Raw genomic sequence first — 25,198 nt, forward strand, 5'->3', positions numbered from 1 at the left:
CTCCAATCGATTAAAAAGTCAGGACCAGCGGCGGAAAATCAACGAGGTGTTGACGCCGCCAAAGGCAAAATTGTTGTTCATCACATAGTCGTTGTGCATCTGGCGAAAGCCCCCTTGCAGGTAATCGAGCTCGCCGCATTGCGGGTCGACCGAATCCAGGTTGAAGGTGTGCACGTACTCATCGCGGTTCATCATTTCGATGCTGAACCACGACTCCAGCGCGCCGCAGGCACCCAAGGTGTGGCCAAGGAAACTCTTCTGCGAGCTGATCGGCATGCGACTGCCGAACAGGCTGCTGGTGGCCAGGGTTTCGGCGATGTCGCCCTGGTCGGTGGCGGTGCCATGGCCGTTGACGTAGCCAATGGCGGACGGTTCAAGCCCGGCATCTTCCAGGGCCAGTTCCATGGCGCGGCGCATGGTTTTCTGCTCCGGGCGGGTGGTGTGCTGGCCGTCGGCGTTGCTGCCAAAACCGACCAGCTCGGCGTGGATGTGCGCACCCCGCGCCAGGGCATGTTCCAGCTCCTCGAGCACCAGCATGCCGCCGCCTTCGCCGATCACCAGGCCATCGCGGCCGCTGTCGTAGGGGCGTGGGCTGGTTTGCGGTGCATCGTTCTTCAGGCTGGTGGCGTAGAGCGCATCGAATACCATGGCTTCGGTGGGGCAGAGCTCTTCGGCGCCGCCGGCGAGCATCAACGGCAGGCGCCCGAATTTGATCGCTTCGTAGGCATAGCCGATGCCCTGGCTGCCGCTGGTGCAGGCGCTCGACGTGGGGATCAAGCGCCCGGTAAGGCCAAAGAAAATGCTGATATTTGCCGCCGTCGTGTGGGGCATCATGCGCACGTAGGAATTGGCGTTGAGCCCTTCGGCCACCGAGTTGAGCAGCATATTGCCGAAGGCCTTGATCTCATCGGTGCTGCCGGTGGACGAGCCACAGGCCACGCCCATGCGCCCGTCCTTGATCGAAGCGTCACCGAGCAGGCCGGCGTCCTGTAGTGCCTGTTCCGCCGCCCACACCGCCAGGCGCGAGACGCGGCCCATGCTGCGCAGTTGCTTGCGCGTCCAGTGAGCGGGCACGACGAAATTGTCGATAGGGCCGGCCAGGCGCGTGTTCAGTTCGGTGAAACGGTCCCACTCGTCCATGCGCCGGATGCCGCTGCGGTTGGCGCGAAAGTTCGCGGCGATGGTGTCCCAGTCGCTGCCCAGGGAGGTCACGCCGGCCATGCCGGTGACGACAACGCGCTTCATCAGCACAGGCCCCCGTTCACGGCCAGCACTTGGCGCGTGATATAGCCAGCTTCGGCGGACATCAGGAAGTTCACTGCGCCGGCGACTTCCTCCGGCGTGCCCATGCGTTGGGCCGGGATCATTTTCATCAGTTCTTCTACCGGCACGTTTTCATCCAGCATTGCGGTATCAATCAGCCCCGGCGCCACGCAGTTGACGGTGATCTTGCGCTTGCCCAACTCGATGGCCAATGCCTTGGCCGCGCCGATCAAGCCGGCCTTGGAGGCGCTGTAATTGACCTGGCCACGGTTGCCGATCAACCCGGAGACCGATGTGATACACACGATGCGCCCGGCGGCGCGGCGGCGAATCATCGGCATCATCACCGGGTGCAGCACATTGTAAAAACCATCGAGGTTGGTGCGCATCACCACGTCCCAGTCGTCTTCCGACAGCGCCGGGAACGCGCCGTCGCGGGTCAGCCCGGCATTGAGCACCACGCCGTAGTAGGCGCCGTGTTGCTCCACATCGGCTTCAAGGATGGCCCTGCAACTGGCGCGGTCGGACACGTCGAATTGCAGCACCCGCGCCTTGTGCCCCAGGGCCTCGATCTCGACCTGCACGGCGTCGGCTTCGGCGCGACCACTGCGGCAATGCAGCACGATGTCATGGCCGGCCTGGGCCAGGCGCAGGGCAATGGCGCGGCCGATGCCACGGCTGGAGCCGGTGACCAGTACGGATTCAGTCATGGCGTTTGGTCCTTCGATTCATCTAGATAGTTGGCCGCCTGGGGCGGTCGAAATACGTTCAAGCGGGCGCTGGCCTGGATACCGTCGCCGGTGAGGTGGCATTCGAACACACCCATGCCGTTGTCGTCTTCCAGGGAGCGCAGGCCGTGGATATTCAGCTCGGCGCCGGCGGGAAAGTGCTCCACGTTGCACTCGTATTTACGCGTGCCCAACAGGAAACCCAGCTCCACCGCCTGGCCTTGCTGGCGCGCACGGCAACCGGCATAGGCAGCGACGCTTTGCGCCATCAACTCCAGGCCGACCCAGGCCGGCAGGCTGCCGTCAGGACGGTTGAACAGGCCGCCGGGCTTGACGGTGACACGGGTGCGGACCTGCTCTTCATCGAACGACAGCACCTGGTCGATCAGGATCATGTCGCCCGCATGGGGCAGTAGTTCGGCAAGTGGCCAATCGATCATGGGGCCTCTGCAATTATCAGGCTGACGTTGTTGCCGCCGAAGGCAAACGAGTTGCTCATCAGGCAGGTTTTTTTCAAGGTGTCGCCGCAGCGTGTCCATTGCAAGGCGGGCAGCGCCGGGTCGGCTTGGCCGTCCCATATGTGGGGTGGCAGCAAGCCGTGGCTCAGACTCAGCCAACAGAACGCCGCTTCCAGCGCTCCGGCGGCACCGAGGGTGTGGCCGGTCATGGGCTTGGTCGACGAGCAGGCTACGCCGTCGGGGAACAGGCTGGCGACCGCCAGGCTTTCCATGGCGTCGTTGTGTTGGGTGGCGGTGCCGTGCAGGTTCAGGTAGCCGATCTGCTCGGGAGCCAGCTTTGCATTGGCCAGGGCCTTGCGCATCGCTTGCAACGCGCCCTTGCCGCTGGGCTCCGGCGCGGAGATATGGTGGGCATCGCAACTGGCGCCGCTGCCCAGCAAGGCGATCGGGGCTGGCTCGCGGCTCATCAGGAACAGCACCGCCGCTTCACCGATATTGATGCCGTTGCGGTTCACCGAGAACGGATTGCAGCGCTCGCTGGAGACCGCCTCCAATGCGGTGAAACCGTTCAGTGTCAGCTTGCACAGGCTGTCCACGCCGCCGCAGATCACCGCATCGCAGATGCCGAGATCCAGCAGGCGCTGGGCACTCATCAGGGCACGGGCGCTGGAGGTGCAGGCGGTAGAAATCACATAGGCCGGGCCGCTCAGTTGCAGCCAGTCGGCGAGGAAGTTCGCCGGGGCGCTGAGTTCCTGTTGCTGGTAGTCGTAGTCGGCGGGGAATTGCTGGTCGCGCAGGTAATGGGCAATGCCGCGGCTGGCTTCGTCGATGCCTGAGGTGCTGGTGCCGAGCACAATGCCGACCCGCGAAGGCCCATAGGTTTGGATTGCCTGGCGCAGCTGAGCTTCGATCTGCAACGCCGCTTCCAACAGCAACTGGTTATTGCGGCTGCTCTGTTGGCTCAGCGTCACCGGCAGGGGTGCCAGCTCGCCGTGAACGGCCGCTACCGGCACCACGCGCTCCGGCACCCAACCGCCTTCGGCGCGCATGCCCGAGCAGTCGCCGGCAAACAGCCTGCGGCTGACTTCGGCCTGGTCGCGGCCCAGGGCGCAGATCACGCCGAGGGCATTGAGGTAAGCGGTCATCGGCCGGCACCCAGCGGGCTAATGCGATAACTCAACGGCTGGCCCGTCATGTTCACGCTGAACACCTCGCTGGACTGGTAGACGATCTGCCAGTGGCCCGGTAGCGTGCGCGTCAAGTCCATGGCCTGGGCGTGCGGATACAGCGCCGGCACATCACCGGCCGAGGTCAGGGCAAACAGCAGCGCGGCGAACAGCTCCCGGGCCTGAGGGTTGGGGGGCAGCAAGCCGTCGGCCTGCCACTGCCCGTCGACCAGTTTTTGCCGGGCCAGGGGAATACCCAGCGGGTCCATCATCGACCAGCGAATCGCGCTGCCTTCGCGCTGGATCACCAGCAGCCAATCCTGGCTCTGGCCGTCTGCCAGGCGTTGCACGTGCAATTGCATCGGCAAGGCCAGGGTTGGGATTCTTTGCGGCAGCGGTGCCTGGCTGGCACAGGCGCTCAGCAGCAACACGCAACCGATCAACAGCAGGCGCATCATGGGGCAGCATTCTCCAAAGGTTTACGCGCTACGCAGTTGACCAGGGTTTCCTCGCGCTGGCCTGTCGGCGGCGCCTTGCGCAGGCCCCAGCGCTCCAGCAGGCCGAAGTCGCTGGAGCGGCTCCACCACAGGTAGGGGTACGAGACATTCTGCGAGTCAAATTCAAAACCCTGCTCACGGAGCATCTCTAGGTATTGCTCGGCGCTTTTCTGCACATGCATCGGGTGGCGGAACAGCCAGCGAATCACCCAGGTGTCGATATAGGCTTCGGTGGATTCGGCAAACAGCAGATAACCGCCCGGCTTGAGTACCCGATAAAACTCCTTGAGTGCGCGATGTTGTTCCACCAGGTGATGGAAGGTCTGGTGGCAGAACAGGATATCGACGCTGGCGTCCGGTACCTTCAGGGTGGCGCAGTCGCTGCCGATCAACTCGACAGCCATGCCCTGGCGCTCGGCTTCTTCGCGGCTCAGTTCGAGGCTGTGGGGGTCAGCATCCAGGCCGATCAGGCGTGAGGGCGCAAACACCTCCTGCAGCAACCGGAAGGATTTACCCTGGCCGCAACCGGCGTCGAGCAATACCGGCGCCACCGGCAGCGGCTCGCTGAACAGGCTGCGCAGATCGTTGATCGCCACCCGCAAGACGTGATGCTGCCAGGTATGGCTGCGCAGAAACCAGAACCCGAACCTGGTTTCTTCGACGTAATTCTTGCTCAGGTAGTTTTTTCCAACGGCAGGACTGCTCATATCGTTTCACTCGCACAGATATCCGACAACATCCGCAACCGGCGTTTCGGCTCGCTGACAAACGGGTTGCGCTCATCCCAGGCGTAGCCAGCCAGGATCGAGCTGATCATGCGGCGAATCTCCGGCGAACTGCCAGGATGGAAAATCACGTCCTGGAACGTGCCGGCATACCAGCCTTCGACGTAGCAACGGAAAGTGTCGACCCCACGTTTCAAGGGCTCGGCGAATTCGCTTTGCCAGTCGACGGTCTCGCCGTTGAGCTGACGGTGCAGCACCCCTGCGGCCATGCTCGCCGAACGCATGGCGATGGTCACGCCCGAAGAGAATACCGGGTCGAGGAATTCCGCTGCATTGCCCAGCAGCGCAAAGCCCGGGCCGTGCAAGGTTTTGACGTTGGCCGAGTAACCGCCGATGCTGCGCGCCGGAGTGTCCCATACGGCATTGCTGAGCACGCCGGACAGGCTTGGCGTTTCGTCGATGAAGCTGCGCAGGCAGGCGTCGAGGTCGCTGTCGCGGCCATCGAAATGCTCCTTGGCCGCAACCACGCCCACTGAGCAGCGGCCATTGCTGAACGGGATGGTCCAGAACCAGATATCGCGCTGGGTCGGATGGGTGGTGACGAGGATCTTGGTGCGATCAAAGCCTGGGTGTGCGATGTGGTCTTCGACGTGGGTGAACACGGCCTGGCGCAGCGGAAAGTTCGATGGCGCTTCAAGGTCCAGCAGACGCGGCAGCACGCGGCCATAGCCGCTGGCGTCGAGCACGAACTTGGCCTTGATGTGGTACTCGCTGCCGTTCTGTCGGCGCACATGCAGGTAGCGGCACTCGCCGGAGAAATCCACGCCGACAATGGTTTGGCCATAGCGGATGTCCACGCCTTGCAACGCCGCCTGATCAGCCAGCAATTTGTCGAACTCGCCGCGTTGGACCTGGTAGGTGGTGGGCTTGCCGTTGCTGAACGTATCGCCAAAATCAAATGCACTGTAGCGCTCGCCCCAGGCGAAGGCCGCGCCGGTTTTTACCTGGAAACCCGCCGCTTGCACGGCGTCGAGCATGCCGGCTTCTTCGATAAAGTCGATGCAGTGCGACAGCAGGCTTTCGCCAATCGAGAAGCGCGGGAAATGCTCGCGCTCGATGATCAATACATCATGCCCTTTGCGCTTTAGCAGCGCGGCCGCGATAGCACCGGAAGGCCCGGCACCGATCACCACCACCTGGCGACGTTCCATTTCAACTATGGGCACGAGGGCTCCTTGCCGCATGGGCGATAATCGCATTCATAAGGTGTGTTTCTGCTGCCCGGCCCAGGGCGCCAGCATAAAGCTGAACGCCAGGCCCAGGCTGACCGACAGGCCGAAATTACTCACCGCCGGTGTACTGGAGACTGCCAGCAGGCCGAACGACAACCAAGTCGTCAGTGCTGCCAGCAGCGTCCCCAGCAGGCTGACGGCCGGACCGCCGATCTGCTCGCGCATCAAAATCGCATAGTCAACGCTGATGGCCGTCACCAGCAACAGGCCAAACAGGCTGAACAGGGTCAGCGGCTGGCCCAGCCAACCGAGGCTGGCCAGGCTGCACAGCGCGGCCAGCAGCGGCAGGGCGACGATACGCAAGGCACCGCCAAAGCCAAAGGGTGCAATCAGCAACAGCACAATCAGCACGCAGGACATCAACTTCAATTCGGCGGCGCTGATTTGCGTGTCGGCAAACACCCGGTTCAAGTCGCCCAGGCGATCGACCAATTGCACGCCGGGCAAGTCCAGCGCCTGCACCCGCAGCAGCGCCGGGTTGTTCAAGCCTTGCAGGCTGACCATGGCCGCTACGCCGCCGTCGACCGGGCCGAGCCACAGCGTACGCCAGGGTTCGGCCAGCGGCCCTTGCAACGCGGCGTCGATGTCGGTGATGGGCAGCGCCTGCAACTGCGCGACTTCGGCTTGCAGCGCGCTGGCGGGTACACCCAGGTCCAGCAGCGGCTGCCAGTGTTGCGCCAGATTGTTCAGCGCGTCCCGCAATTGTTGCTGCTCCTCGGCAAGGCTCACTAGTTGATTGAGCGCCAGGTAACCCTGGAGCTTGTCCATATTCACCAACTGATCCAAGCGTTTACCCAAGGCGGCTTGGCGTTCCAGCAACTGTTGCTGATTGTCGGCCCGCACCAGGAAAAACTGGCTGGTGGGCTGGAACCCGGTGATGCGCGCTACGGCCTGGGCTTCCTGGAGCAATTGCGGCGGCGCGCCGATCCATTGGCGGATATCGTTCTTGCTGTTCAGTTGCCACAGGCCCCCGGCGCAGAACAACAGCACCCACACCAGCAGCACCGAACTGGGCACGTGCTTGATCAGTGCCGTACGCATTTGCCAAAGACTGTCGGCGATGCGCAGCGGCCAGTGCGCCGGGCGCAGTTCCACACCCTTGAGCAACGCCGGCAACAGGCACACGGCGCACAAATAAGCACCAACCAGCCCGGCGGCGGAGAACACCGCGATCTGCGTCAGGGCCGGGAACGGCGTCCAGGCCAGCGCCAGGTAGCCGATGCAACTGGTCGCCAGGCTCAGGCTCAGCCCCGGCAGGGTCAGGCGCAAGGCCGGCCAACTGCGCCAAGGCTGCAGGCTCCAGCTTTTCGACAGGTAGTGCAGTGGGTAATCCACCGCCACGCCGATCAGGCTGGAACCCAGCACCAGAGTCATCACATGCATATGTCCGAAGAGCGCCACGCAGGCCACCGCGCCAAACAGCATGCCCACCAGCACCGGCACAAACGCCAGCAACACCCGCCAGCGTCGGAATGCCAGCAGCAGCAACAGCAGGATGCCGATGGTCGCACCGCCGCCGACCCAGGTGATTTCCCGGGTGGCCTGCCGTTGCCCGTTGGCGGCATAGAGCAAGCCGCTGGCGGCGAGCAGCTGCGCGCCTTGCTCGCCAGCTTGTGCGCGACTGGTCTGGAGCAGGTCCGCCACTTGCAGCGGCAATTGCATATCGAAGGCATTGCCGGTGGTGCGCGCCCGCAGCAGCACCCAGCTTTTGCCGTCGGCGTCGGCGATCAAGGCGCCGCTGCCGATATCCAGTTGCACCGAGCCGTGTTGCGGCTGACTGTTCTGGATGCGCCCGGTCAGGCCCAGCCAGTCGTCCTGGCTCGGCACCAGGCTGAAGCCGGTGAACGGGTCGAACAATGCTTGTACCCGCTGCTGGATAAAGGCGTCGGGTTGCTCGATCAACTGCTCGCGGTCCTTGGCCGAGAGCATCGACAAGCGTCCGCGCAGCAGTTGCTCGCGCAACGCCGGCAGGTCGGCTTGCAGGTTCCACTGCACTTTTTCAAACAAGCCGCTGGCCTGCCAGCGCTCGCCCAATTGTTGTGCCATGGCCAGCGCTTGCTGGCGGTCGGCATGCCCGACCAACACCAGCATTTCGCGGTTGAGCGGCTCCTGCATGCGCTGTTCGGCTTGCTGCTCAAGGGCGTTTGGCGTACTGCCGGGCACCAGCTCCATCAGGTTGGCCGACAACGGCGCGCCATGGCGCCACTGCCAGCCGGCCAGGGCCAGTACGGCCACCAGCAGGATCAGGAACAGGCGCGGCAGCAGGCGCTCACTGGGCAAAGTCGTGTTGCTCCGCTTCGCTCAGGGGCTGGCTGGCCGTGCTGTCCTGCATGCGCAGCACGGTGCTGTCGCCCTGGGTTTCCAGCAGTTCGATGGTGTGCACCAGCTCGCCGCCGTCGATATCGATCCGGGTGAACACTTGCTTGAGCAGCAGCGAGCGTGGGATCAGGGTGAGCTTCCATTGCTGGGCCTGGCCTTGCAGTTGCAGTTCGAAGTCACGCTGCAAGCCGCTGCTGTCGCCCTGCAGCACCGCGAGGAACAAGCGATTCTGTTCGGCGCCGGCGCTCTTGTTCGGCAGCGGTTGCCAGCCATTGGCGTCACGCCGGGCAATGCCTTGGGCGTTGATGCGGTAGTCCTGTTGCAGTGGGGTGTTCAACAGCCACAGCAGGCCGTGGTCCTTGGCGAGCACGAAGGTGCCTTTGCTGACGAGCGGCTGGGGCAGGGCACGCAGGTGTTTTTCCTGGGTAAAGTTGCCGTGGATGACGGAGGGTTTGGCAAGCTGATCGCTCAGCTGTTGCAGGTCGAAAGCATTCGCCAGGTTGGGAATACACAACAACAGGATAAGCAGGAACCCTGTAGGAGCGGGCTTGCCCGCGAAGGACGTTAACGATAACGCGGGTTGCCTGACACTCAGCAGGGCTCTCAGGATCTTCGCGGGCAAGCCCGCTCCCACAGGGGTCAGCATTTCAGGGCCCTTTCGACGGCGTTGGTGAATATCTTGGGCGAGGCCAGTTGCATCTCGCGGCTGGCGATTTCCACCGCTACTTGCACGGTGCTCGCGCGGGTCAAACGCTCGCCGCTGGCCAGGTCGGTAATCAGGTAATTGACCTTCAAGCGGTTCTCCCATTCCACCAGGCTGGCGCGCACATTGAGGGTCTGGCCGAAGGTGGCGCCACGCACATAGCGTAGCTGCATGTCGATCACCGGCCAGGCGTAGCCGGACTCGAGCATGGCCGTGTAGTTATGGCCGAGCTTGTCCAGCAACGCACAGCGCGCCACTTCCAGATACTTCACGTAATGCCCGTGCCACACCACGTTCATGGTGTCGATATCGAAAAAAGGCACGAGGATTTCAGTGTCGCTGTGCAACACACCCTGACTACGCATGCAGCCCCCAGTGTTGCTCGGCGATGCGTTGCAGGCACAGGCGCAGTTCGCCTTCCAGGGCGCGGTCTTCAATGACCGGCGGGAAGTCTTTGACGAGTTCGGCATGCATGGCGGCCAACGCTGGTGGCAGCGGCCGTGCATCCTCGGCCTGGGCGCGCAGCCACACGCCCTGGTTGGCAGCGAGCAGGGTAGCGGCGGCGACCTGTTCGGTCAGCTCCAGCACACGGATGGCATCGCGGGCGGCGATGGTGCCCATGCTGACCTTGTCCTGGTTGTGGCACTCGGTAGAGCGCGAAAACACGCTGGCCGGCATAGTGTTTTTCAGCGCTTCGGCGGTCCAGGCGCTGGTGCCGATCTGCACGGCCTTGAAGCCGTGGTTGATCATCGCGCGGTCAGCCGGGGCGCCTGACAGGTTGCTCGGCAGGCCGTGGTTGTAGCGCACGTCCACCAGCAGGGCGAGTTGGCGGTCAAGCAGGTCGGCGACGTTGGCCACCAGGGTCTTAAGGCTGTCCATGGCAAAGGCGATATGCCCGCCGTAGAAATGCCCACCGTGCAGCACGCGCTCTGCTTCGGCGTCGATGATCGGGTTGTCGTTGGCACTGTTGAGCTCGATCTCGATAAATGAGCGCAGCCAATTCAGGCTGTCGGCCAGCACACCGAGCACGTGGGGGGCGCAACGCAAGGAGTAGCGATCCTGCAGGCGATGCAACGGTGCCGTCGGCGCATCGATCGCCAGGTCGTTGCGCAACCATGCTGCAACCTGCATCTGCCCCGGGTGTGGCTTGGCGGCGAACAGGCGCTCGTCGAAGTGCTCCGGGTTGCCTTGCAGCGCCACCACATTCAGCGCGGTGATGCGCGTGGCCAGGTGCAGCAGGTAGTCGGCGCGGGCGAAGGCCAGGCAGGCCAGGCCGGTCATCACTGCCGTGCCGTTCATCAAGGCCAAGGCTTCCTTGGGGCGCAATACCAGCGGTTCCCAGCCCAGTTCGCGGTGCACATCGGCCGCCTGGCGGCGTTCGCCGCGCAGCAGCACTTCGCGTTCGCCGGACAAGGTCGCGGCCACGTAGGACAACGGTGTCAGATCACCGCTGGCGCCTACCGAACCTTCTTCCGGGATCAGCGGTAGCACATCGTGTTCGAGGAAGGCGTGCAGGCGCTCCAGCAGTTCCACGCGCACCCCGGATACCCCGTGGCATAGCGACTGCAAGCGCGCCGCCAACACGGCGCGGGTGGCTTGGGCGTCAAGCAACTTGCCCAACCCGCAGCCGTGAAAGGTGTACAGGTGACGGGGCAGCGCCTCGACGTGTTCCAGCGGCACCGCCACCACGCAGGAGTCGCCGTAGCCGGTGGTCACGCCGTAGATCACGCCTTCCTTGTCCAGCAGCGAGTCGAGGAACTGCGCACCTTTGGCGATACGCTGGCGATAGGCAGCGTCATCCTGCAATTGCGTGGGCACCTGACGGTTGGCCAAGGCCAGCACGTCTTCGATGCGCAAAGGGCATTCGCCAAAGGTTACCGGCTCAAGATGCGTCGTCATCGGTCTTCCAGAAAGGGTAAAAGTTGAACCATTGTTGGGGCGCTTGCAGGCAAAACTGGCCCAGGCGTGCGGCGTAGCGTGCAGCCCACTCGGCAATCACTTGCTCGCGGGTGCTGCGCTTCCATTCGATCAACGGCGCGAAAGGCTCGATGGTCAGGCGATAGCGGCCTTGGTGTTTGAGGCACATCAGCAGGTTCACCGGGCATTTGAGCAGGCCGGCCAGCAGCCACGGACCTTGGGGGAAGGCGGCGGCATGGCCGAGGAAATCCACGCGCACCGTGCGCCCGCCGTGCAGCGGTATGCGGTCGCCGGCAATTGCCAGCCACTCCCCTTCGTCCAGGCGCTGGCTGAGCAGCAGCATGGTGGCCGGGTCCAGCTCGCTGACCTGGATCAGGCGCAAATGGGTGGCGCCGGCTTCGCCCAACAGGCGGTTGAAACGCTCGGCGTGCTTGGTGTGCACCAGCACGTTCATGGTCACCTGCTCACCGATCTCCGCGAGGGCGCGGCATACTTCGAGGTTGCCCAGGTGTGCGCCCACCAGCATCTGCCCGCGTTCGCCACGCAGTTGCCCGCGCAATTGCGCCGGGTCGTCGATGTCGATCTGCTCCAGGCTTAGCTTGCCGTTCCACACATCGAGCTTGTCCAGCAGCGAATCGGCGAAGGCCATGAATTGGCCGAAGACTTTCCTGTGGGTGGGGCGTAGCTCATTGCGCCCACTCCATTCGGCCAGGCGCTGCTGGTAGTGCCAGGCGCTCTGGCGCGCAGTGCGGCCAAACAGGAAGAAGTAAAAAACGATGCTGTACAGCAACGGGCTCAACAAACGACGACCGAGGACTTTTGCGGCGACCGCGGTGAATTTCATCAGCCAGAAGCTGCCACGCTCCTCGCGGTCGGCCCAGTGCTTGGTGCTGTCGCTCATGCCTGCCACCGTCGCCACAGGATCATCGGCGCACGTACCAACATGCCGACAAACAGCCGCGTGTGCATGGCGCTGATGCGAACGTTGTCGCGGAACAAGCGAAAGTGCGACAAACCGTCGGCCGGGTAGTGCACCTGGGTCGGTAGCCAGCGCATCGGTTGGTTGCGCCAGGCCAGACGCACCAGGATGTCCGAGTCGAAATCCATGTGCGTGCCGATGTAGGCCGAGTCCATCAAGGCCAGGGTCGGCGCCAGCGGGTACACACGAAAGCCGCACATCGAGTCGCGGATCTGCAACGACAGGGTGTTTATCCATACCCACACGTGGGTCAGGTAGCGCGCATACAAGCGGCCTTTGGGCACACTGTCGTCGTATTCGGGGTAGCCGCAGATGATCGCGTTGGGGTGCCGGCGGGAGGTGTCGATAAAGGTCTCGACTTCACGCAAGTCGTGCTGGCCGTCGGCATCCACTTGCAGGGCGTGGGTGTAGCCCAGGCGCGCCGCCTCCCGGAAACCGGCCATGACCGCGCCGCCTTTGCCCTGGTTGCTGGGCAGGGTCAGCAGGGTGACGCTGCCCAGCGTCGCCAGTTGCGCCAGCACCGCTGCGCAGGCCGGGCTGCTGCCGTCGTCCACCAGCAGGCAGGGCAGGCCGCTGTCGAGCAGGCTGCGGACCACTGCGGGCACAGCGGCTTCGTGGTTGTAGACCGGGATCAGGGCGCAAGGGTTATGCATGTGCGGCCTCCAGCACTATCCGTCCGCTGGAGCAGGCAGCGACGCCGTTGCGGTAGGCGAAGTACAGCTTGCGGCGCTCCCGGTCAAAGCGCAGGTGCAGTTCGATTTGATCGCCTGGACGCACCAGTTGCTGGAACTTGAGCACTTCCATCCCGGCGAATGTACCCGGTAAGTCCAGCAGTTGCTGGCCCAGGTTGAATGCCCATTCCACCTGCACCACGCCCGGCAGCACGGGCGTTACCGGGAAGTGGCCGCTGAAATAGGTCAGGTCCGGCGGAACGCTCAGTTGCACGGTCCATTCGCCATCGGCTTCGACCTGTTCCAGCACTTGCGGGGCTTTGGGGCGTGGCGCCAACAGCAACGCTTCGACCTCGGCCTGGGGCAGCTTGCCCTGGCTGTTCAGCGGCAATTGGCGCAGCAATCGCCAGCGCCGGGGCAGGGCCAGGGCTTCGCAATGCTGGCCCAGGTGCTGGCGCAGGGTTTGGGTCAGCGTGCGCCGGCCCTGGTTGCGCAGGGCATGCAGGCCCGCCGCGCTGAGTACCACCAGGGCACCAAGGGAGGCGCGGTTTTCCTGCACCACGCCCAGGCGGGTTTCGGCGACCCAGGAGTGGGTCATCAGCGCTTGTTCCAGCATCGGCAAGGAGATGCGTTTTTCTTCCAGCTTGACGATGCGGTCCAAGCGGCCCAGCAATTCGAAACGGCCATCGGCATGGATGCGTGCGGCGTCGGCGGTTTGCTCCACATGCCCTTCGGGCAGGTATTTTGATGCGATGCGCAGCGCGCCGTCGGCATCCTGGCTCAGTTGCACATCGGCAAACGGCTGCCAGGGTTGTGCGCCCTGGCGCCAGGCGATGCCGCCGGTTTCCGAGCTGCCGAGAATTTCCGTCGGCCATTGCTGCAAGCGGTCGTATAGGCTGCCGGCGGCTTCAACCGGCAACGCGCCACCGGAGGAAAACACCCGCGCTACTCGGCTCAGTGCCGGCCAGTCGAGGTTGTCGCCCATGCGCTTGAGCAGCGCCGGGCTGGCGACCCAGGCAAATCGGGGATACTCGCGGCTGGCGCGCTGCATGTCTTCGGGGAATGCCAGTTGTTTGCGCACAAAGAGGCGACCTGCGCACAGCGGCCACAACACACGAAACAGCAAGCCGTAGATATGTTGGGTCGCGACGCTGCCGATGATGCAGGCGTCTTTAAGGTCCGCGCCCCACAGGGCTTCCAGCGCCTGGACTTCATTGGCCAGTTGGCGCAGGGACTTGTCGATGCGCTTGGGCTCGCCGCTGGAGCCGGAGGTACACAGGCTCAGTTGGCAGCTGTCCAGATCAAGCACCGCAGGGCTCAGTGGCGCCTGGTACAGCGCCTCGAGGTCAGCGACTTCGGTCAGCCAGGCGTCGACGGCAGGCGCCCAGCGTTGGCGGGTCTGGGGCTGCAGGTCGGCGGGCAGCAGCACGCTGGCACCGGCGCGCCAGGCGCCCAGCAAGGCAATCGCCAGGACGCCCGCGTCTTCCAGGTACACGGCCAGGCGCTGGATGCCACGCGCCTGCAGGCCGGCTGCCAGGCGCAGGGACGCTTCCCACAGCTGGGCGTGATTCATGTCAGGCTCGGTGGTGACCCAGCGCTGTTGCAGCGGCTCAAGCAACAAGTGCTCAAGTTTCAACCCATTCATACGCGGCCTCGAACCCTTTGTCGTACCAGCCATTCCACGGCAAACAACAGCGCCATCAGCCCGTAGGCGATCAAGCCGTTGTACAACGTCCACCAGCTCAGCGGCGCCCACAGCGTGAGCGCGGCGGCGAGCAAGCCATTACACAGAAAAAATGCACTCCACACCACGGTGACCTGGCGGGTATACACGATTGCCTTCGGCGGCAGCTGCGGGTCAGTCATGCGTGCCAGACGCTCGACCATCGGCGGGCCGTATTTCAGGCTCAGGCCGAACAGCGCCAACATGAACGCGCTGACCAGGCTCGGGTACCAGCGCAGCCACTGCGGGTTATCAAACCAGGCCAGCAGCAGGCAGAACAGGATCACCGTTGCCGCCATCGCGCGGCTGCCCGGGCGCCGCGCAGCCGTCAGGGCGCGCAGCAGCCACAAGCTGCCCAGCAACAAGCCGAACTGCCACGGCGCAAAGTGCTCGGTGCCGTAATACACAGCGAAGGGGTACAGCAGCCCCGCCAACAACAGGCCAAGGCCGATCAGCCGGCTCATGCGGCGGGCTGGACCAGACGGTACACCGCCTCAACCACGTCGTTCACAGTGCGTACTGCCTTGAACTCTTCGGCGGCGATCTTCTTGCCGGTCTGGCGCTTGATGTGGTCGATCAGGTCCACGGCGTCGATGCTGTCGATTTCCAGGTCCTGGTACAGGTTGGCGTCAAGGGTGACGCGTTCAGGTTCCAGCTCAAACAGTTCCACCAAGGCGTCGCGCAGGGTGTTGAAAATATCGTCACGAGTTTGCATGGTACGGTCTCAAGCTGCCTGTCGGGCCGTGACGAACGCCGCAAGGCTGGCCACGTTGGTGAAATGATTGCGGGTGTCTTTGGCGTCGGCATCGATCTTGATACCGTAGGTTTTCTGGATCGCCAGGCCCAATTCCAGGGCGTCGACCGAGTCCAGGCCCAGGCCTTCGCCGAACAGGGTCTGATCGCTGCCAATATCGTCGGCGCTGATGTCTTCCAGGCCCAGGGCCTCGATGATCAGCTCTTTTATCTCGTGCTCAAGGCTTTTTTGGTTGCTCATCTTCGGCGAGCTCCTTAATGAAATAGTGATGCAGGTAATCGTTGAGCTTGCGTGAAGCCTGGGGCGCGGGGCCGAGCGCGGCAAACGCTTGTGGTTCTATATCGGCCCCCACGCGCAAACTGAAGTGGAATCGACGTTTGGGAATGCGATACCAGGGTTCGGCCTTGGTCAGGGTCGTGGGGCTGACCTTGATCACCACCGGGGTGATGATTGTCGCACCGCGCAGGGCAATGGCAGCGCCACCGCGATGAAAGGCAGGCGCCGCGCCGGGCGTGGTGCGGGTGCCTTCGGGAAAGATGATCAGGGTCTGGCCGGTGCGCAGGGCGTCGGCAGCCGCATCGAGCATGTCGGCGCTGCCGTCGTTGCTGATATAGCCGGCATCGCGCACCGGGCCGCGGGTGAACGGGTTCTGGAACAAGCTCTGCTTGACCACGCAGTTGGTCTGGCGCATCAGGCCGATCAGGAACACCACGTCGATCAGCGACGGGTGGTTGGCGACGATCATCTGCCCGGGGCGCCCGAGCTTTTCGGCGCCCTCGACGCTGAAAGTGAGGATGCCCAGGGATTTCATCAAGCGGATAAAGAACCAGAACAGGCAACTGATGGTGTGGCGTGCGCGCCGCTGGTGCTGCGTGGCGTCGCCCGGCAGGCAATTAAGCAGCGGAAACACCAGCAAACGCAGGCACAGTCCGCCCATGCCGAACACGAAAAAACTCGCGGCGGTGGCGAACAGGCGCCAGTAGTAGGCGTCTCGAGGCTTGTCGGTCAGGGCTTGCGTTGCCAGTTCCATACGCGGTTCTTCCAGGCATGTTGGCAGGCGCCCTGTTCGGTCAACAGGGTGCGCAGCAGGTTCAGGGCATGGGGCCACTGGGCGGTGGTGCAGGGTTGGACAGTGGCACTGGTGAGTTCCAGTTGCCACTCGTCGCCCGGGGTCAGCAACAGGCCGAGGGCGTAGGGGAACGGCACATCATCGATCCAACCGGCGTAGGCTTCGGGCGGCTGTTCTTCGGTGATCACCAGCAGCACCGCGGGGGCCCCTTCATTGAGCAGGGTGGCGGCTTCGAGCACGCCGTGCTCCAGGCCATCGCCTGCGGCGGCGAGGGCGGTCATTTCACTGGTTTCATTGCGCAGGATCGACCACAGGCCAATCACTGCGTTGTGCACCGACAGGCTGAACTGGGTTGGCGACAGCGGCTGGTCGTTGGCCAGGTCACTGAGGATATCGAGGGTGCGTGGGGTTTCGCCGTGCCGGGAGATAAACACCAGGGGCAAATCCTGCAAGCCCTCGGCCAATGGCCAGCCCACACTGAAGGCCATGCGCGCCAGGCGGCTGAGGCGGCGGCGTTGCATCGCTGGCAAAAATGACACATCCGGCGAGGCTTCACTGACAGGCAGCAACACCGGGGCCCGGCTCCAGGCGTGCCAGTCGTCCGCGGTCTCCAGGCCAGGAGCCCAGGCGCGCCATTGGGCGATGTTGAAGTTGATCACTGAGAAGATATCCCGCCCCTGCGGGCTTCCATGTGCGGCCGGTAGCCCCGAATACCGGGACAGGCAGCGATGGCCGAATGGCGCGCATTATCCCGGTGCCGTGGGGTTCTAGCAAACTTTGGTAAAGAATTGTTCAAGTCTGATTACAAATTAGTGGGCAGGAATGACACATTGTCCTTTACCCAGGGGCGACTTGGATTGTCGGACCGTTCCTATTCATATGTGCGTGACGTATTAAGGCATTACCGGTAATGCAGCAGTGCATGGATGAACGAGGTAGCTAACAGGCACTTTTGCCCTCTACACTCGCAGATTCATTGATACACGGAGGTTTTTCCATGCGGCGCGTGGTGTTCAATCAGAAAGGCGGCGTTGGCAAGTCCAGCATCGCCTGCAACCTGGCGGCCGTCAGCGCCAGCGAAGGCTACCGGACCCTATTGGTGGACCTCGATGCACAAGCCAACTCAACCCAATACCTTACTGGGTTGACCGGCGACGATATCCCTATGGGGATCGCGGATTTTTTCAAGCAAACCCTGTCTTCCGGGCCGTTTTCGAAAAAGAACAAGGTGGATATCTACGAAACGCCTTTCGACAACCTGCACGTGATCACCGCCACTGCCGAGCTGGCAGACCTGCAGCCCAAGCTTGAAGCCAAGCACAAGATCAACAAGCTGCGAAAGCTGCTGGATGAGTTGAGTGAGGATTACGACCGGATTTATCTCGACACGCCTCCCGCGCTGAACTTCTATGCCGTTTCGGCGCTGATTGCGGCTGATCGTGTGCTGATTCCCTTCGATTGTGACAGCTTTTCGCGCCAGGCTCTGTATGGCCTGCTGGCAGAGATCGAAGAATTGAAGGACGACCATAACGAAGGCCTGGAAGTGGAGGGCATCGTGGTCAACCAATTCCAGGCACGGGCGAGCTTGCCGCAGCAGATTCTCGATGAGTTGATTGCCGAAGGTTTACCGGTGCTGCCGGTGTACCTGGCCAGCTCGGTGCGTATGCGTGAGTCGCACCAGGAGAGCAAGCCGCTGATCCACCTCGACCCACGGCACAAACTGACCCAGCAGTTTGTGGAGTTGCACAACCTGCTGGAAAACGCCTGACCTCGAACACTGTGGGAGCCGGGCTTGCCCGTGACAGCCGACGCTGATCTAGCTGAGGCACCGCGATCCAAATGTGGGAGCTGGCTTGCCTGCGAAGGTATCGACTCGGTGTGCCTGAATCACCGAGTTGACTGGATCGCAGGCAAGCCAGCTCCCACAGTTTGGATTGCATTTCGGCAGGTGAGTTGGATTTGTCCCACAGGGTCTGTAGGAAGGGTCTGGCAATTGGGCTTATGCCTTGTAACCTTGCCTACAGCTACGCCAGAATCCGCCGGCTTGTGCGTCTGGATGGGTGTCTCTAAGGTTTGCCGGTCGCTGAATGTTCAGTGATCGGGTTTAGTAGCCCGTGGTGAGACGTACGGCAAATCGTCGATCAGGATCTTCCTGGATTCGATGGTGGCTGTACGGAGGGCGCTTTCGAGCGCGCCGGTTGCGTCTCCCCGGTCTACTAACCTGCGTACAGCTGCCACCCTCCGTTTAGTAGCGGGCTGGTTGCGGCTCCTCAACCCGGAGACGATCCATGGCTAACCTCTATACCGTTTCATCCAACCTCCCCACCGAAACCCTCGTGCTCAACAGCTACGAAACCTTCTCCTCGGTGCGCACCTTGCTGCTCAACCTGTCCAACGACCTCACCGGCGAACACCGTGACGTAGCGCTGGCCATCCACCAGTTAAGCGAGCTGGGCGTCATGCTGGTCAGCCAGATGATGGACCGCGAAGCCCCGCAGACCTGAACCTGAAATGCATTCAATGTGGGAGCTGGCTTGCCTGCGATGGCATCACCTCGGTGTACCAGGCAGACCGAGTCGCCTGCATCGCAGGCAAGCCAGCTCCCACATTGACCGAGTTGATGGAGGGGGATGTTTACACCCCCTGGCTACGCAACCAGCTCATCAACTGCGGCAAAGGAAACGCTCCACTCTGGCGCGCCACTTCGCGACCGTTCTTGAACAGAATCAAACTGGGGATCGAACGAATCCCCAACTGCGCCGACAACTGCTGGTTGGCCTCGCTGTCCAGCTTGGCCAGCCGGCACTTGCCTTCAAGCTGCCCGGCGGCCTGCTCGAATACCGGCGCAAACGACTTGCACGGCCCGCACCAGTCGGCCCACACATCCACCAGCAACGGCAGGTCGCCCTTGATCTGGCTGGCGTAGTCGCCTTGTTTCAATTCAAAAGGCTTGTTCAACAACACCGGCTGCTTGCAACGCCCGCATTTGGGCGCATCACCCAGGCGCTCGCCGGGGATGCGGTTGAGACCGTTGCAATGGGGGCAGGGAATTACAAGTGGTTCGGACATCGGAGGCTCCTGGAGTCTGGCCAATAGGTGTATTTGGTGTCGGGAGTGGGGTTTATCAAGGTTAGATACAGCGACTTATTCGCTCACATTTTCGCCCGCTCCGGGATGATTCGTGTGGCTAGGCTTTTTGTTGTGCGCCACCGGTCTGTTTGCGGCTATAGCAAATTGCGATAGTTCGAATTCAGGTTTAACCTTCATAGCAAGATGCGATAAGGACGTTGCATGCGAGTCATCAGTGAAAGCAGGATCTGGGAAGCAAAGGGAAAATGGCCGCGCTCGGCAACAGCTCTGGATCAGTGGTATCGCGTGATCAAGCGCAACGCCCCCAAGGACTTCGCTGCGATGAAAGCCATGTTTCCCGCCACGGACAAGGTAGGTGAATTTCATGTGTTTGATATTGGCGGTAACAAGCTGAGGTTGATTGCATCGGTGCAGTATCGAATGCAGCGCGTTTACATCAAGCACCTGCTTGACCATCGCGATTATGAGAAGGACAAATGGAAGGAAAAAATCAGATGAGCGCACTTATGCGAGTGGCTGCAGAGCACTGGCAATTCGTTTCGCCTGTGCTGCGTAAGCCGGAAAACGAGGCAGACTACGACGCACTGGTGTGCGGTTTGGATGAGTTGTTGAGCCTGGTGGGTGAAGACGAGGACAGCCCGCTGATGAGCCTGGTCGATATTCTTAGCGACTGGATCGAAGCTTATGATCGCGAGCATCGCCCAATGCCCGTCGCCAGCGGGGTCGATGTGCTGCGCTACATGATGCGCGAGCACAACCTCACCCAGAGCGACCTTCCGGGGGTTGGGGCGCAATCAGTCGTCTCTGAGGTGTTGAGCGGAAAACGCCAGCTCAACGTGCGCCAGATTCGTTGGCTGGCCGAGCGTTTTGGGGTGTCTGTGGAGACCTTTATCTAAGAGGTCAAGACGAACAACTAATCTCCAAATGCTTGCCCCAATCCGGCGGCCGCTGCGCGTATTGCTCCATCCCCGCTTGTTCCTCAAACGGCTTGGAAAGCACCTCATGCAGCCGTCGCACTTCGCTGTAGTCCCCCGCTTCGGCGGCGGCGATGGCGTTTTGGGCCAGGTAGTTGCGCAAGATATACAGCGGGTTGACCGCGTGCATGCGCTCACGGCGCTGCTCCTGGCTATCATCCCCGTCCCGCGCAACACGGGCTTTGTACCGCTCGGCCCAGGCGTCGAACCCGGCCAGGTCGACAAAGTCATCGCGCAGCCGCGCCACGGCCAGCGCCGCCGGTTCGTCTCCCAGGCGCCGGAAGAACAGCGTGTAGTCCACGCCACTGTTCTGCATCAGCTTGAGCAAGCCCTCCACCAGCTTCTGGTCATCGTCTTCGGCGGTGGTCAGCCCCAGGCGGCGGCGCATCAGGTCCAGGTAGTGGGCCTGGTACAGTGGCAGGTACAGGCCGAGGGCTTCTTTGAGCGCATCAACGCTGATAAACGGCGTAAGCGCCTGGGCCAATGCGCTGAGGTTCCACTGCCCGATCGGCACCTGGTTGCTGAAGGAATAACGCCCTTCATGATCCGAATGGTTGCAGATGAAGTGCGCATCAAAGTCGTCAAGGAATGCAAACGGCCCGAAGTCGAAGGTGATGCCGAGGATCGACATGTTGTCGGTGTTCATCACGCCATGGCAAAAGCCATAGGCCTGCCACTTGGCAATCATCTCGGCATTGCGCTCGACGATTTCGCGGAACATCGCCAGGTACGGCTCAGGCTGCTCGCGGCACTCGGGGTAGTGCAGGTTCAGCACGTGCTCGGCCAGTTCGGCCTGCTGTTCGGGCTTCTTGGTGTAGTAGAAGTACTCGAAATGCCCGAAGCGGATATGGCTCTGGGCCAGGCGCAGAACCATGGCGCCACGTTCCTGTTTCTCACGCCATACCGGGGTGCTGGAGCCGATCACGCACAGGGCGCGGCTGCTGGGGATGCCCAGCGCATGCAGGGCTTCGGAGGCAAGGAATTCACGGATCGAAGAGCGCAGCACCGCACGCCCGTCGCCCATGCGCGAGTAAGGCGTCATGCCAGCGCCCTTGAGGTGCAAGTCCCAATGCTCGCCGGCCTGGTTGTACACCTCGCCCAGCAGCAGCCCGCGGCCATCGCCCAATTGCGGGGTGTAGCCGCCGAACTGATGCCCGGAATAGACCATCGCCCGAGGTTCTGCCTCGGCCCACAACTTGTGGCCGCCAAACAGTTCGGCAAATACCGGTGTTTCGGCCACGACCGGGTCGAGGTCAAGCAGGGCCATGGCGGCCTTGCTGGCCACCACCAGGCGGGGTTCGTCCAGGGGTTCTGGCAGCACGTGGGTTGAGAACGCGTCGCCCAGGCGTGCGAAGCGGTTGTCGAAGGTCAGTTCGTCGAGGGCTTTCACCGGCCATCTCCAGCAGAATGTCTGAGTATTCTGCTGGGGATAGGGCGTTTAGTCGAGTTTGCTCGGTGGCGGCTCTGGCGCATCCACAACTTTGCCCGCTGGTGGCTCCGGTGCGTCGGGCTTGTCGAGGGGCTCGGCAATGGTCTTGCGCTCATCCTCGGCCGGCACCAGTTTGTATTCCTGGCCGTGGAGGTTTTTCAGGTAGATCTCCATCTGCCGGAACGAGATGTTGATGTGCTGTTTCTTGAACTCACGGTTGATAAAGCGGTTGACCTCGTCCAACACCGGGTTGCGGTCGCCGAGGTCGCGTACGTGCATGCGTAACTCGTGGTCCAGAGTGCTTTCGCCGAAGTTGAGGAAGTACACGTGGGGTTCGGGCTCTTTCAGTACCCGTGGGTTTTCCCGTGCGGCTTTCAGTAACAATTCCTTCACCAGGTCCAGGTCAGAGCCGTAGTCCACCCCGAGTTTGAGGGTCACCCGAGTGATGGTGTCGGTCAGCGACCAGTTGATCAGTTGCCCGGTAATGAAGGTTTTGTTCGGGACGATGATGTCCTTGTTGTCGAAGTCGGTGATGGTGGTGGCGCGAATGCGGATCTTGCTCACCGTACCCGACAGGTTGCCGATGGTGATGGTATCGCCAATGCGCACCGGGCGTTCGAACAGGATCATGATGCCGGAGATGAAGTTGGCGAAGATCTCCTGCATGCCGAAACCGAGGCCCACCGACAGCGCGGCCACCAGCCATTGCAGCTTGTCCCAGCTCACACCGAGGGTGGAGAGCGTGGTCACAAAGCCCACGCCGGCAATGATGTAGGACAGCAAGGTGGTGGTGGCGTAGGCGCTGCCCTGGGCCAGGTCCAGCTTGGACAACACCAGCACTTCCAGCAGGCCGGGCAGGTTGCGCGCCAGGGCGAAGGTGATGCCGATGATGATCGAGGCGCCCAGCAGGTCGCCGATGCTGATGGGCACCATGCTGATGTTCGCGCCGGTGCCGCTGGTGTATTCGTACAGGGTGACGTTATCCAGGTAGGAAAATACCGAGATCAGGTCCGACCACACCCAGTACAACGCCGCGATAAAGCCGCCGAGCAAGGCCAGGCGGATCAGGCGCAAGGATTGTTCATTGACCTTTTCGATGTCCAGTGTCGGCTCTTCCACCACGGCTTCGCCTTCACCGGCGTCCTTGGCGGCCTGGCGTTTGGCCAGGGCCCGGGCGTAGGCCAAACGCCGGGCGGCGACGCTTAGCCAGCGTACAAAGGTGGCCTCGATCACCAGCCAGAACATCAGCAGGTACAGGGTGTTGATCAGCCGGTCGCTGAGTTTCAGTGCGGTGTAGTAGTAACCAAAGCACACGGCAATAAACAGCGCGACCGGCAGGGCGGTGAACAGCAGCCCGATGGCCTTGCGAAACAGCGAGGCCTTTTCGTGGGTCGGGCTGTTGAGCAGCAGGCGGCTCAGCAACCATGCCATCAGCGCGTAGCAGGTGAGCACCACGGCGATGCCCAGCACGTCGTCGGCCAGCGCCGCCGGTTGGTGTTCGGCAATCGCCACCACGGCCACCAGGGCCAGCACCACCAGGCCGAGCTTGCGCACCCAGCCTTGCAGGAATTCAACCTGGGGCTTTTCCCAGCGGAAGTGCAGTTCCGCCACGCCGCCCGGCGCCAGGATGCGATAGGCGGTGTAGAAGACCAGCCAGGCCTGGGCGATCTGCAGCAGTGCCGCGCCCAGGTTGGCATTTTGCCCACGGGCGTCGATCTGCAAGGCGTAGCCGCACAGGGCCAGGCCCAGCGACACCGGCATCGCCAGCAGGATATTGATCAGGATGGCCTGGGGCGTGTGCCACTGGCTGTCGCGCTTGAAGTGGCCGATATCCAGGTGAACCTTGTTCAGGCGCTGGTACAGGGCCTTGCGGCGCCACAGCAACGCGCCAATCAGCAACAGCAGCGGCAGGAACAGCAGCGGGCGCTGGGTCAGGCCGTCATATAACTCACTGACACTGGAGGCCCAGGGCAGAGTAGTGATCTGCTTGCTCAAGTGCGCCGGCACGGTTTCCAGCCACTCGGTGTCCAGCGGCTTGTTGCTCGGGATCCAGAACATCTGCTCGTCGAGCGTCGCCCGCAGGGTGGTGGCGGTGCTGAGCAGTTGTTTCTGGTTCAGTTGCAGGGTGATGGATTCATTGAGCAGTGCGCTCAACTCGCGGCTCAGACGTTCCAGCAGGTCACTGCGAGTGATCGCCAGCTCCAGCAGGGTACGCCGCAATTGCGGGGTGACTTCATCCGGCGGCTGGTCGGCCAGCAGCTTATCCACATACGCGCTGGGGGAGCTGATCAGCTCGCGCTGCTGATTAACCTCGAACTGGTACAGGCGAATATTGGCGATATCGTCGGCGAGGTCGCGGTCGACGGTAAGGCGTGGCAGGGCCTGTTTCTGCTTATATAGAATCTTGGACAGCAACAGGCTGCCCTTGAGCACGTTGATCTGCTCGTCCAGGGCCGAATCGCTCTGGGTCACGGTGTCCAGTTGCTGCTTGGTCTGCAGGTTTTTCTGGGTTAGGTCGTTGAGGCGGTCGGTGCTTTTGAGCAGGTAGTCGGAGAGCTTGAGGTTCGCCGCGCTTTCCGTGGCCAACAGGCTGCTGCCGCCGGCTTTCTGTGCTTCGATGGACTGTTGGGTGACGGTTTGCTGGGACTGGGCCAGGCGTTTCTGGTTGATCAGGGTTTGCAGGTCCTGGATTTCCTGCTCCAGGCGCGCGGTTTTTTCCTGGATCAGGTCATGTTGGCTGTTGCCCAGGTCTTGCAGTTGGCTGTTGCCGGCCAATTCCTGGCGGCGCAGGGGGATCAGTGCATTCAGGGCCGCCAGTTCAGCGTTCAACTGGTTGCGCTGGTCGCCGCTGAGAGCCTTGCCATTGTCTTTGCCGAGTTTGAGCGTGGCGTTGATCTGCTGGATGCGCGTCTGGCTGCTGCTGATTTCGGTCTGGGCGCGCTCGGGGCGGGTCTGGGCGGCGATGGTCAGGCTGTTGGCCTCAGCCAGCTCTTTTTGCAGGTCGCCTTGCTGGGTGGTGCGTTGTACCAGCAATTGCTCGAGCTGCGGCACCGGCAGGGTGGCGTAGCGTTGGGCCACCGGGATGACCTTGGTGGCCTTGAGCCGGGTCAGCTCGCGCTGGTTCTCGGTGGTCTGGCGCGGTGCCTCTTCCAGCTGGCGCTTGAGGTCGGCCAGGCGCTGTTCGTAATCCTGCTTGTTGCCCAGGTAGGTCAGGGTCTGCTGCAGGATCGCCTGCAACGCTTTCATGTCGGCGTCGGGCAGCTTGCGATCGGGGAGTTTATCCAGGTTTTGCTGGATGGCGTCGGCGCTGGGCGGGTCGGCGGCGTATACGCTGCCGACACAAAGGGTCAGGCCCAGCAGGGCAGTGGCGAGAAAAGTGCGCAGGGTTGGCATAGAGACCGGTCTTGCAAGGTGAAGAATCGGGGCGTTATTGCCCCGCAG

26 protein-coding genes are annotated in these 25,198 nt (G+C 62.5%); 4 read left to right on the top strand and 22 right to left on the bottom strand.

Going from position 1 to position 25,198, the window contains the following annotated elements; genetic code table 11:
* Positions 1 to 18: 18 nt before the first annotated feature.
* Genes TU73_RS01545 through TU73_RS01635 form a run of 19 tightly spaced genes read right to left on the bottom strand, consistent with a single transcriptional unit; the run spans position 19 to position 16,923 of the window.
* Positions 19 to 1,245, bottom strand: coding sequence for a beta-ketoacyl-ACP synthase (locus TU73_RS01545; protein ID WP_057010864.1), 1,227 nt, complete (start codon positions 1,243 to 1,245; stop codon positions 19 to 21).
* Positions 1,245 to 1,973: a 3-oxoacyl-ACP reductase FabG gene (fabG, locus tag TU73_RS01550; RefSeq protein WP_057010663.1), complete on the bottom strand. Its 729-nt coding sequence runs from the start codon at positions 1,971 to 1,973 to the stop codon at positions 1,245 to 1,247. The genes TU73_RS01545 and fabG overlap by 1 nt, the downstream gene beginning before the upstream one ends.
* The gene (locus TU73_RS01555) at positions 1,970 to 2,431 is read right to left on the bottom strand and encodes a hotdog family protein (protein ID WP_057010664.1); all 462 of its coding nucleotides are present in this window, start codon (positions 2,429 to 2,431) and stop codon (positions 1,970 to 1,972) included. Before TU73_RS01555 ends, fabG begins: the two co-directional genes overlap by 4 nt.
* Positions 2,428 to 3,594, bottom strand: a complete 1,167-nt coding sequence (locus TU73_RS01560) for a beta-ketoacyl-[acyl-carrier-protein] synthase family protein (protein ID WP_057010665.1) — start codon at positions 3,592 to 3,594, stop codon at positions 2,428 to 2,430. The genes TU73_RS01555 and TU73_RS01560 overlap by 4 nt, the downstream gene beginning before the upstream one ends.
* Entirely contained in the window at positions 3,591 to 4,073 is a 483-nt protein-coding gene (locus TU73_RS01565) for a hypothetical protein (RefSeq protein ID WP_057010666.1), read from the bottom strand. Before TU73_RS01565 ends, TU73_RS01560 begins: the two co-directional genes overlap by 4 nt.
* A complete protein-coding gene (locus tag TU73_RS01570) occupies positions 4,070 to 4,819 on the bottom strand; it encodes a class I SAM-dependent methyltransferase (RefSeq protein WP_057010667.1) in 750 nt (249 codons plus the stop codon). Before TU73_RS01570 ends, TU73_RS01565 begins: the two co-directional genes overlap by 4 nt.
* Complete coding sequence (locus TU73_RS01575; RefSeq protein WP_082642526.1) at positions 4,816 to 6,063, bottom strand: NAD(P)/FAD-dependent oxidoreductase; 1,248 nt, start codon at positions 6,061 to 6,063, stop codon at positions 4,816 to 4,818. The genes TU73_RS01570 and TU73_RS01575 overlap by 4 nt, the downstream gene beginning before the upstream one ends.
* Positions 6,064 to 6,096: 33 nt before the next feature.
* On the bottom strand, positions 6,097 to 8,409 hold the full coding sequence (locus TU73_RS01580) for an MMPL family transporter (protein WP_057010669.1): 2,313 nt from the start codon (positions 8,407 to 8,409) through the stop codon (positions 6,097 to 6,099).
* Positions 8,399 to 9,094: an outer membrane lipoprotein carrier protein LolA gene (locus tag TU73_RS01585; RefSeq protein WP_057010670.1), complete on the bottom strand. Its 696-nt coding sequence runs from the start codon at positions 9,092 to 9,094 to the stop codon at positions 8,399 to 8,401. Before TU73_RS01585 ends, TU73_RS01580 begins: the two co-directional genes overlap by 11 nt.
* Positions 9,088 to 9,516 (bottom strand): acyl-CoA thioesterase, encoded by a 429-nt coding sequence (locus TU73_RS01590; RefSeq protein ID WP_057010671.1) that lies wholly within the window; start codon positions 9,514 to 9,516, stop codon positions 9,088 to 9,090. Before TU73_RS01590 ends, TU73_RS01585 begins: the two co-directional genes overlap by 7 nt.
* On the bottom strand, positions 9,509 to 11,050 hold the full coding sequence (locus TU73_RS01595; RefSeq protein ID WP_057010672.1) for an HAL/PAL/TAL family ammonia-lyase: 1,542 nt from the start codon (positions 11,048 to 11,050) through the stop codon (positions 9,509 to 9,511). The genes TU73_RS01590 and TU73_RS01595 overlap by 8 nt, the downstream gene beginning before the upstream one ends.
* Positions 11,034 to 11,969: a lysophospholipid acyltransferase family protein gene (locus tag TU73_RS01600; RefSeq protein WP_057010673.1), complete on the bottom strand. Its 936-nt coding sequence runs from the start codon at positions 11,967 to 11,969 to the stop codon at positions 11,034 to 11,036. Before TU73_RS01600 ends, TU73_RS01595 begins: the two co-directional genes overlap by 17 nt.
* The gene (locus TU73_RS01605; protein WP_057010674.1) at positions 11,966 to 12,700 is read right to left on the bottom strand and encodes a glycosyltransferase family 2 protein; all 735 of its coding nucleotides are present in this window, start codon (positions 12,698 to 12,700) and stop codon (positions 11,966 to 11,968) included. The genes TU73_RS01600 and TU73_RS01605 overlap by 4 nt, the downstream gene beginning before the upstream one ends.
* The gene (locus TU73_RS01610) at positions 12,693 to 14,363 is read right to left on the bottom strand and encodes an ApeI family dehydratase (protein WP_057010675.1); all 1,671 of its coding nucleotides are present in this window, start codon (positions 14,361 to 14,363) and stop codon (positions 12,693 to 12,695) included. The genes TU73_RS01605 and TU73_RS01610 overlap by 8 nt, the downstream gene beginning before the upstream one ends.
* A complete protein-coding gene (locus TU73_RS01615; RefSeq protein ID WP_057010676.1) occupies positions 14,360 to 14,905 on the bottom strand; it encodes a COG4648 family protein in 546 nt (181 codons plus the stop codon). Before TU73_RS01615 ends, TU73_RS01610 begins: the two co-directional genes overlap by 4 nt.
* On the bottom strand, positions 14,902 to 15,156 hold the full coding sequence (locus TU73_RS01620; protein ID WP_003209389.1) for an acyl carrier protein: 255 nt from the start codon (positions 15,154 to 15,156) through the stop codon (positions 14,902 to 14,904). The genes TU73_RS01615 and TU73_RS01620 overlap by 4 nt, the downstream gene beginning before the upstream one ends.
* Positions 15,157 to 15,165: 9 nt before the next feature.
* Positions 15,166 to 15,435 (bottom strand): phosphopantetheine-binding protein, encoded by a 270-nt coding sequence (locus TU73_RS01625; protein ID WP_057010677.1) that lies wholly within the window; start codon positions 15,433 to 15,435, stop codon positions 15,166 to 15,168.
* Positions 15,413 to 16,225, bottom strand: coding sequence for a lysophospholipid acyltransferase family protein (locus TU73_RS01630; protein WP_057010678.1), 813 nt, complete (start codon positions 16,223 to 16,225; stop codon positions 15,413 to 15,415). Before TU73_RS01630 ends, TU73_RS01625 begins: the two co-directional genes overlap by 23 nt.
* On the bottom strand, positions 16,201 to 16,923 hold the full coding sequence (locus TU73_RS01635) for a beta-ketoacyl synthase chain length factor (RefSeq protein WP_057010679.1): 723 nt from the start codon (positions 16,921 to 16,923) through the stop codon (positions 16,201 to 16,203). Before TU73_RS01635 ends, TU73_RS01630 begins: the two co-directional genes overlap by 25 nt.
* 338 nt (positions 16,924 to 17,261) lie before the next feature.
* Between TU73_RS01635 and TU73_RS01640 the strand changes: the two genes are divergently transcribed.
* Both TU73_RS01640 and TU73_RS01645 read left to right on the top strand, forming a co-directional pair.
* Entirely contained in the window at positions 17,262 to 18,032 is a 771-nt protein-coding gene (locus TU73_RS01640) for a ParA family protein (protein WP_020301660.1), read from the top strand.
* A 520-nt stretch (positions 18,033 to 18,552) separates the two neighbouring features.
* Positions 18,553 to 18,768, top strand: a complete 216-nt coding sequence (locus TU73_RS01645; RefSeq protein WP_057010680.1) for a DUF6124 family protein — start codon at positions 18,553 to 18,555, stop codon at positions 18,766 to 18,768.
* Positions 18,769 to 18,898: 130 nt separating this feature from the next.
* Here the strand turns inward: TU73_RS01645 and trxC are convergent, their stop codons facing one another.
* Positions 18,899 to 19,333 (bottom strand): thioredoxin TrxC, encoded by a 435-nt coding sequence (gene trxC, locus TU73_RS01650; protein ID WP_034105847.1) that lies wholly within the window; start codon positions 19,331 to 19,333, stop codon positions 18,899 to 18,901.
* Between the two features lie 222 nt (positions 19,334 to 19,555).
* Here trxC and TU73_RS01655 point away from each other — a divergent pair, with 222 nt between their 5' ends.
* Positions 19,556 to 19,852: a type II toxin-antitoxin system HigB family toxin gene (locus tag TU73_RS01655; protein WP_043047206.1), complete on the top strand. Its 297-nt coding sequence runs from the start codon at positions 19,556 to 19,558 to the stop codon at positions 19,850 to 19,852.
* Entirely contained in the window at positions 19,849 to 20,250 is a 402-nt protein-coding gene (locus tag TU73_RS01660) for a helix-turn-helix domain-containing protein (RefSeq protein ID WP_046070589.1), read from the top strand. The genes TU73_RS01655 and TU73_RS01660 overlap by 4 nt, the downstream gene beginning before the upstream one ends.
* 4 nt (positions 20,251 to 20,254) lie before the next feature.
* On the opposite strand, the gene selO is transcribed toward TU73_RS01660, so the two are convergent.
* Both selO and mscK read right to left on the bottom strand, forming a co-directional pair.
* Entirely contained in the window at positions 20,255 to 21,718 is a 1,464-nt protein-coding gene (selO, locus tag TU73_RS01665; RefSeq protein ID WP_057010681.1) for a protein adenylyltransferase SelO, read from the bottom strand.
* 48 nt (positions 21,719 to 21,766) lie between these two features.
* Positions 21,767 to 25,150, bottom strand: a complete 3,384-nt coding sequence (gene mscK, locus TU73_RS01670) for a mechanosensitive channel MscK (RefSeq protein ID WP_057010682.1) — start codon at positions 25,148 to 25,150, stop codon at positions 21,767 to 21,769.
* Positions 25,151 to 25,198: the final 48 nt, after the last annotated feature.

The organism is Pseudomonas libanensis (assembly GCF_001439685.1).
Lineage (GTDB): Bacteria > Pseudomonadota > Gammaproteobacteria > Pseudomonadales > Pseudomonadaceae > Aquipseudomonas > Aquipseudomonas libanensis.

Bases quoted from the DNA above. Each gene is read 5' to 3' on its own strand.
- TU73_RS01600 (WP_057010673.1), bottom strand. From the start codon at position 11,969: ATGAGCGACAGCACCAAGCACTGGGCCGACCGCGAGGAGCGTGGCAGC.
- fabG (WP_057010663.1), bottom strand. From the start codon at position 1,973: ATGACTGAATCCGTACTGGTCACCGGCTCCAGCCGTGGCATCGGCCGC.
- TU73_RS01585 (WP_057010670.1), bottom strand. From the start codon at position 9,094: ATGCTGACCCCTGTGGGAGCGGGCTTGCCCGCGAAGATCCTGAGAGCC.
- trxC (WP_034105847.1), bottom strand. From the start codon at position 19,333: ATGTCCGAACCACTTGTAATTCCCTGCCCCCATTGCAACGGTCTCAAC.
- TU73_RS01560 (WP_057010665.1), bottom strand. From the start codon at position 3,594: ATGACCGCTTACCTCAATGCCCTCGGCGTGATCTGCGCCCTGGGCCGC.
- TU73_RS01565 (WP_057010666.1), bottom strand. From the start codon at position 4,073: ATGATGCGCCTGCTGTTGATCGGTTGCGTGTTGCTGCTGAGCGCCTGT.
- TU73_RS01570 (WP_057010667.1), bottom strand. From the start codon at position 4,819: ATGAGCAGTCCTGCCGTTGGAAAAAACTACCTGAGCAAGAATTACGTC.
- TU73_RS01595 (WP_057010672.1), bottom strand. From the start codon at position 11,050: ATGACGACGCATCTTGAGCCGGTAACCTTTGGCGAATGCCCTTTGCGC.
- TU73_RS01555 (WP_057010664.1), bottom strand. From the start codon at position 2,431: ATGATCGATTGGCCACTTGCCGAACTACTGCCCCATGCGGGCGACATG.
- mscK (WP_057010682.1), bottom strand. From the start codon at position 25,150: ATGCCAACCCTGCGCACTTTTCTCGCCACTGCCCTGCTGGGCCTGACC.
- TU73_RS01620 (WP_003209389.1), bottom strand. From the start codon at position 15,156: ATGCAAACTCGTGACGATATTTTCAACACCCTGCGCGACGCCTTGGTG.
- TU73_RS01610 (WP_057010675.1), bottom strand. From the start codon at position 14,363: ATGAATGGGTTGAAACTTGAGCACTTGTTGCTTGAGCCGCTGCAACAG.
- TU73_RS01615 (WP_057010676.1), bottom strand. From the start codon at position 14,905: ATGAGCCGGCTGATCGGCCTTGGCCTGTTGTTGGCGGGGCTGCTGTAC.
- TU73_RS01545 (WP_057010864.1), bottom strand. From the start codon at position 1,245: ATGAAGCGCGTTGTCGTCACCGGCATGGCCGGCGTGACCTCCCTGGGC.
- TU73_RS01625 (WP_057010677.1), bottom strand. From the start codon at position 15,435: ATGAGCAACCAAAAAAGCCTTGAGCACGAGATAAAAGAGCTGATCATC.
- TU73_RS01660 (WP_046070589.1), top strand. From the start codon at position 19,849: ATGAGCGCACTTATGCGAGTGGCTGCAGAGCACTGGCAATTCGTTTCG.
- TU73_RS01630 (WP_057010678.1), bottom strand. From the start codon at position 16,225: ATGGAACTGGCAACGCAAGCCCTGACCGACAAGCCTCGAGACGCCTAC.
- TU73_RS01640 (WP_020301660.1), top strand. From the start codon at position 17,262: ATGCGGCGCGTGGTGTTCAATCAGAAAGGCGGCGTTGGCAAGTCCAGC.
- TU73_RS01605 (WP_057010674.1), bottom strand. From the start codon at position 12,700: ATGCATAACCCTTGCGCCCTGATCCCGGTCTACAACCACGAAGCCGCT.
- TU73_RS01655 (WP_043047206.1), top strand. From the start codon at position 19,556: ATGCGAGTCATCAGTGAAAGCAGGATCTGGGAAGCAAAGGGAAAATGG.
- TU73_RS01645 (WP_057010680.1), top strand. From the start codon at position 18,553: ATGGCTAACCTCTATACCGTTTCATCCAACCTCCCCACCGAAACCCTC.
- TU73_RS01590 (WP_057010671.1), bottom strand. From the start codon at position 9,516: ATGCGTAGTCAGGGTGTGTTGCACAGCGACACTGAAATCCTCGTGCCT.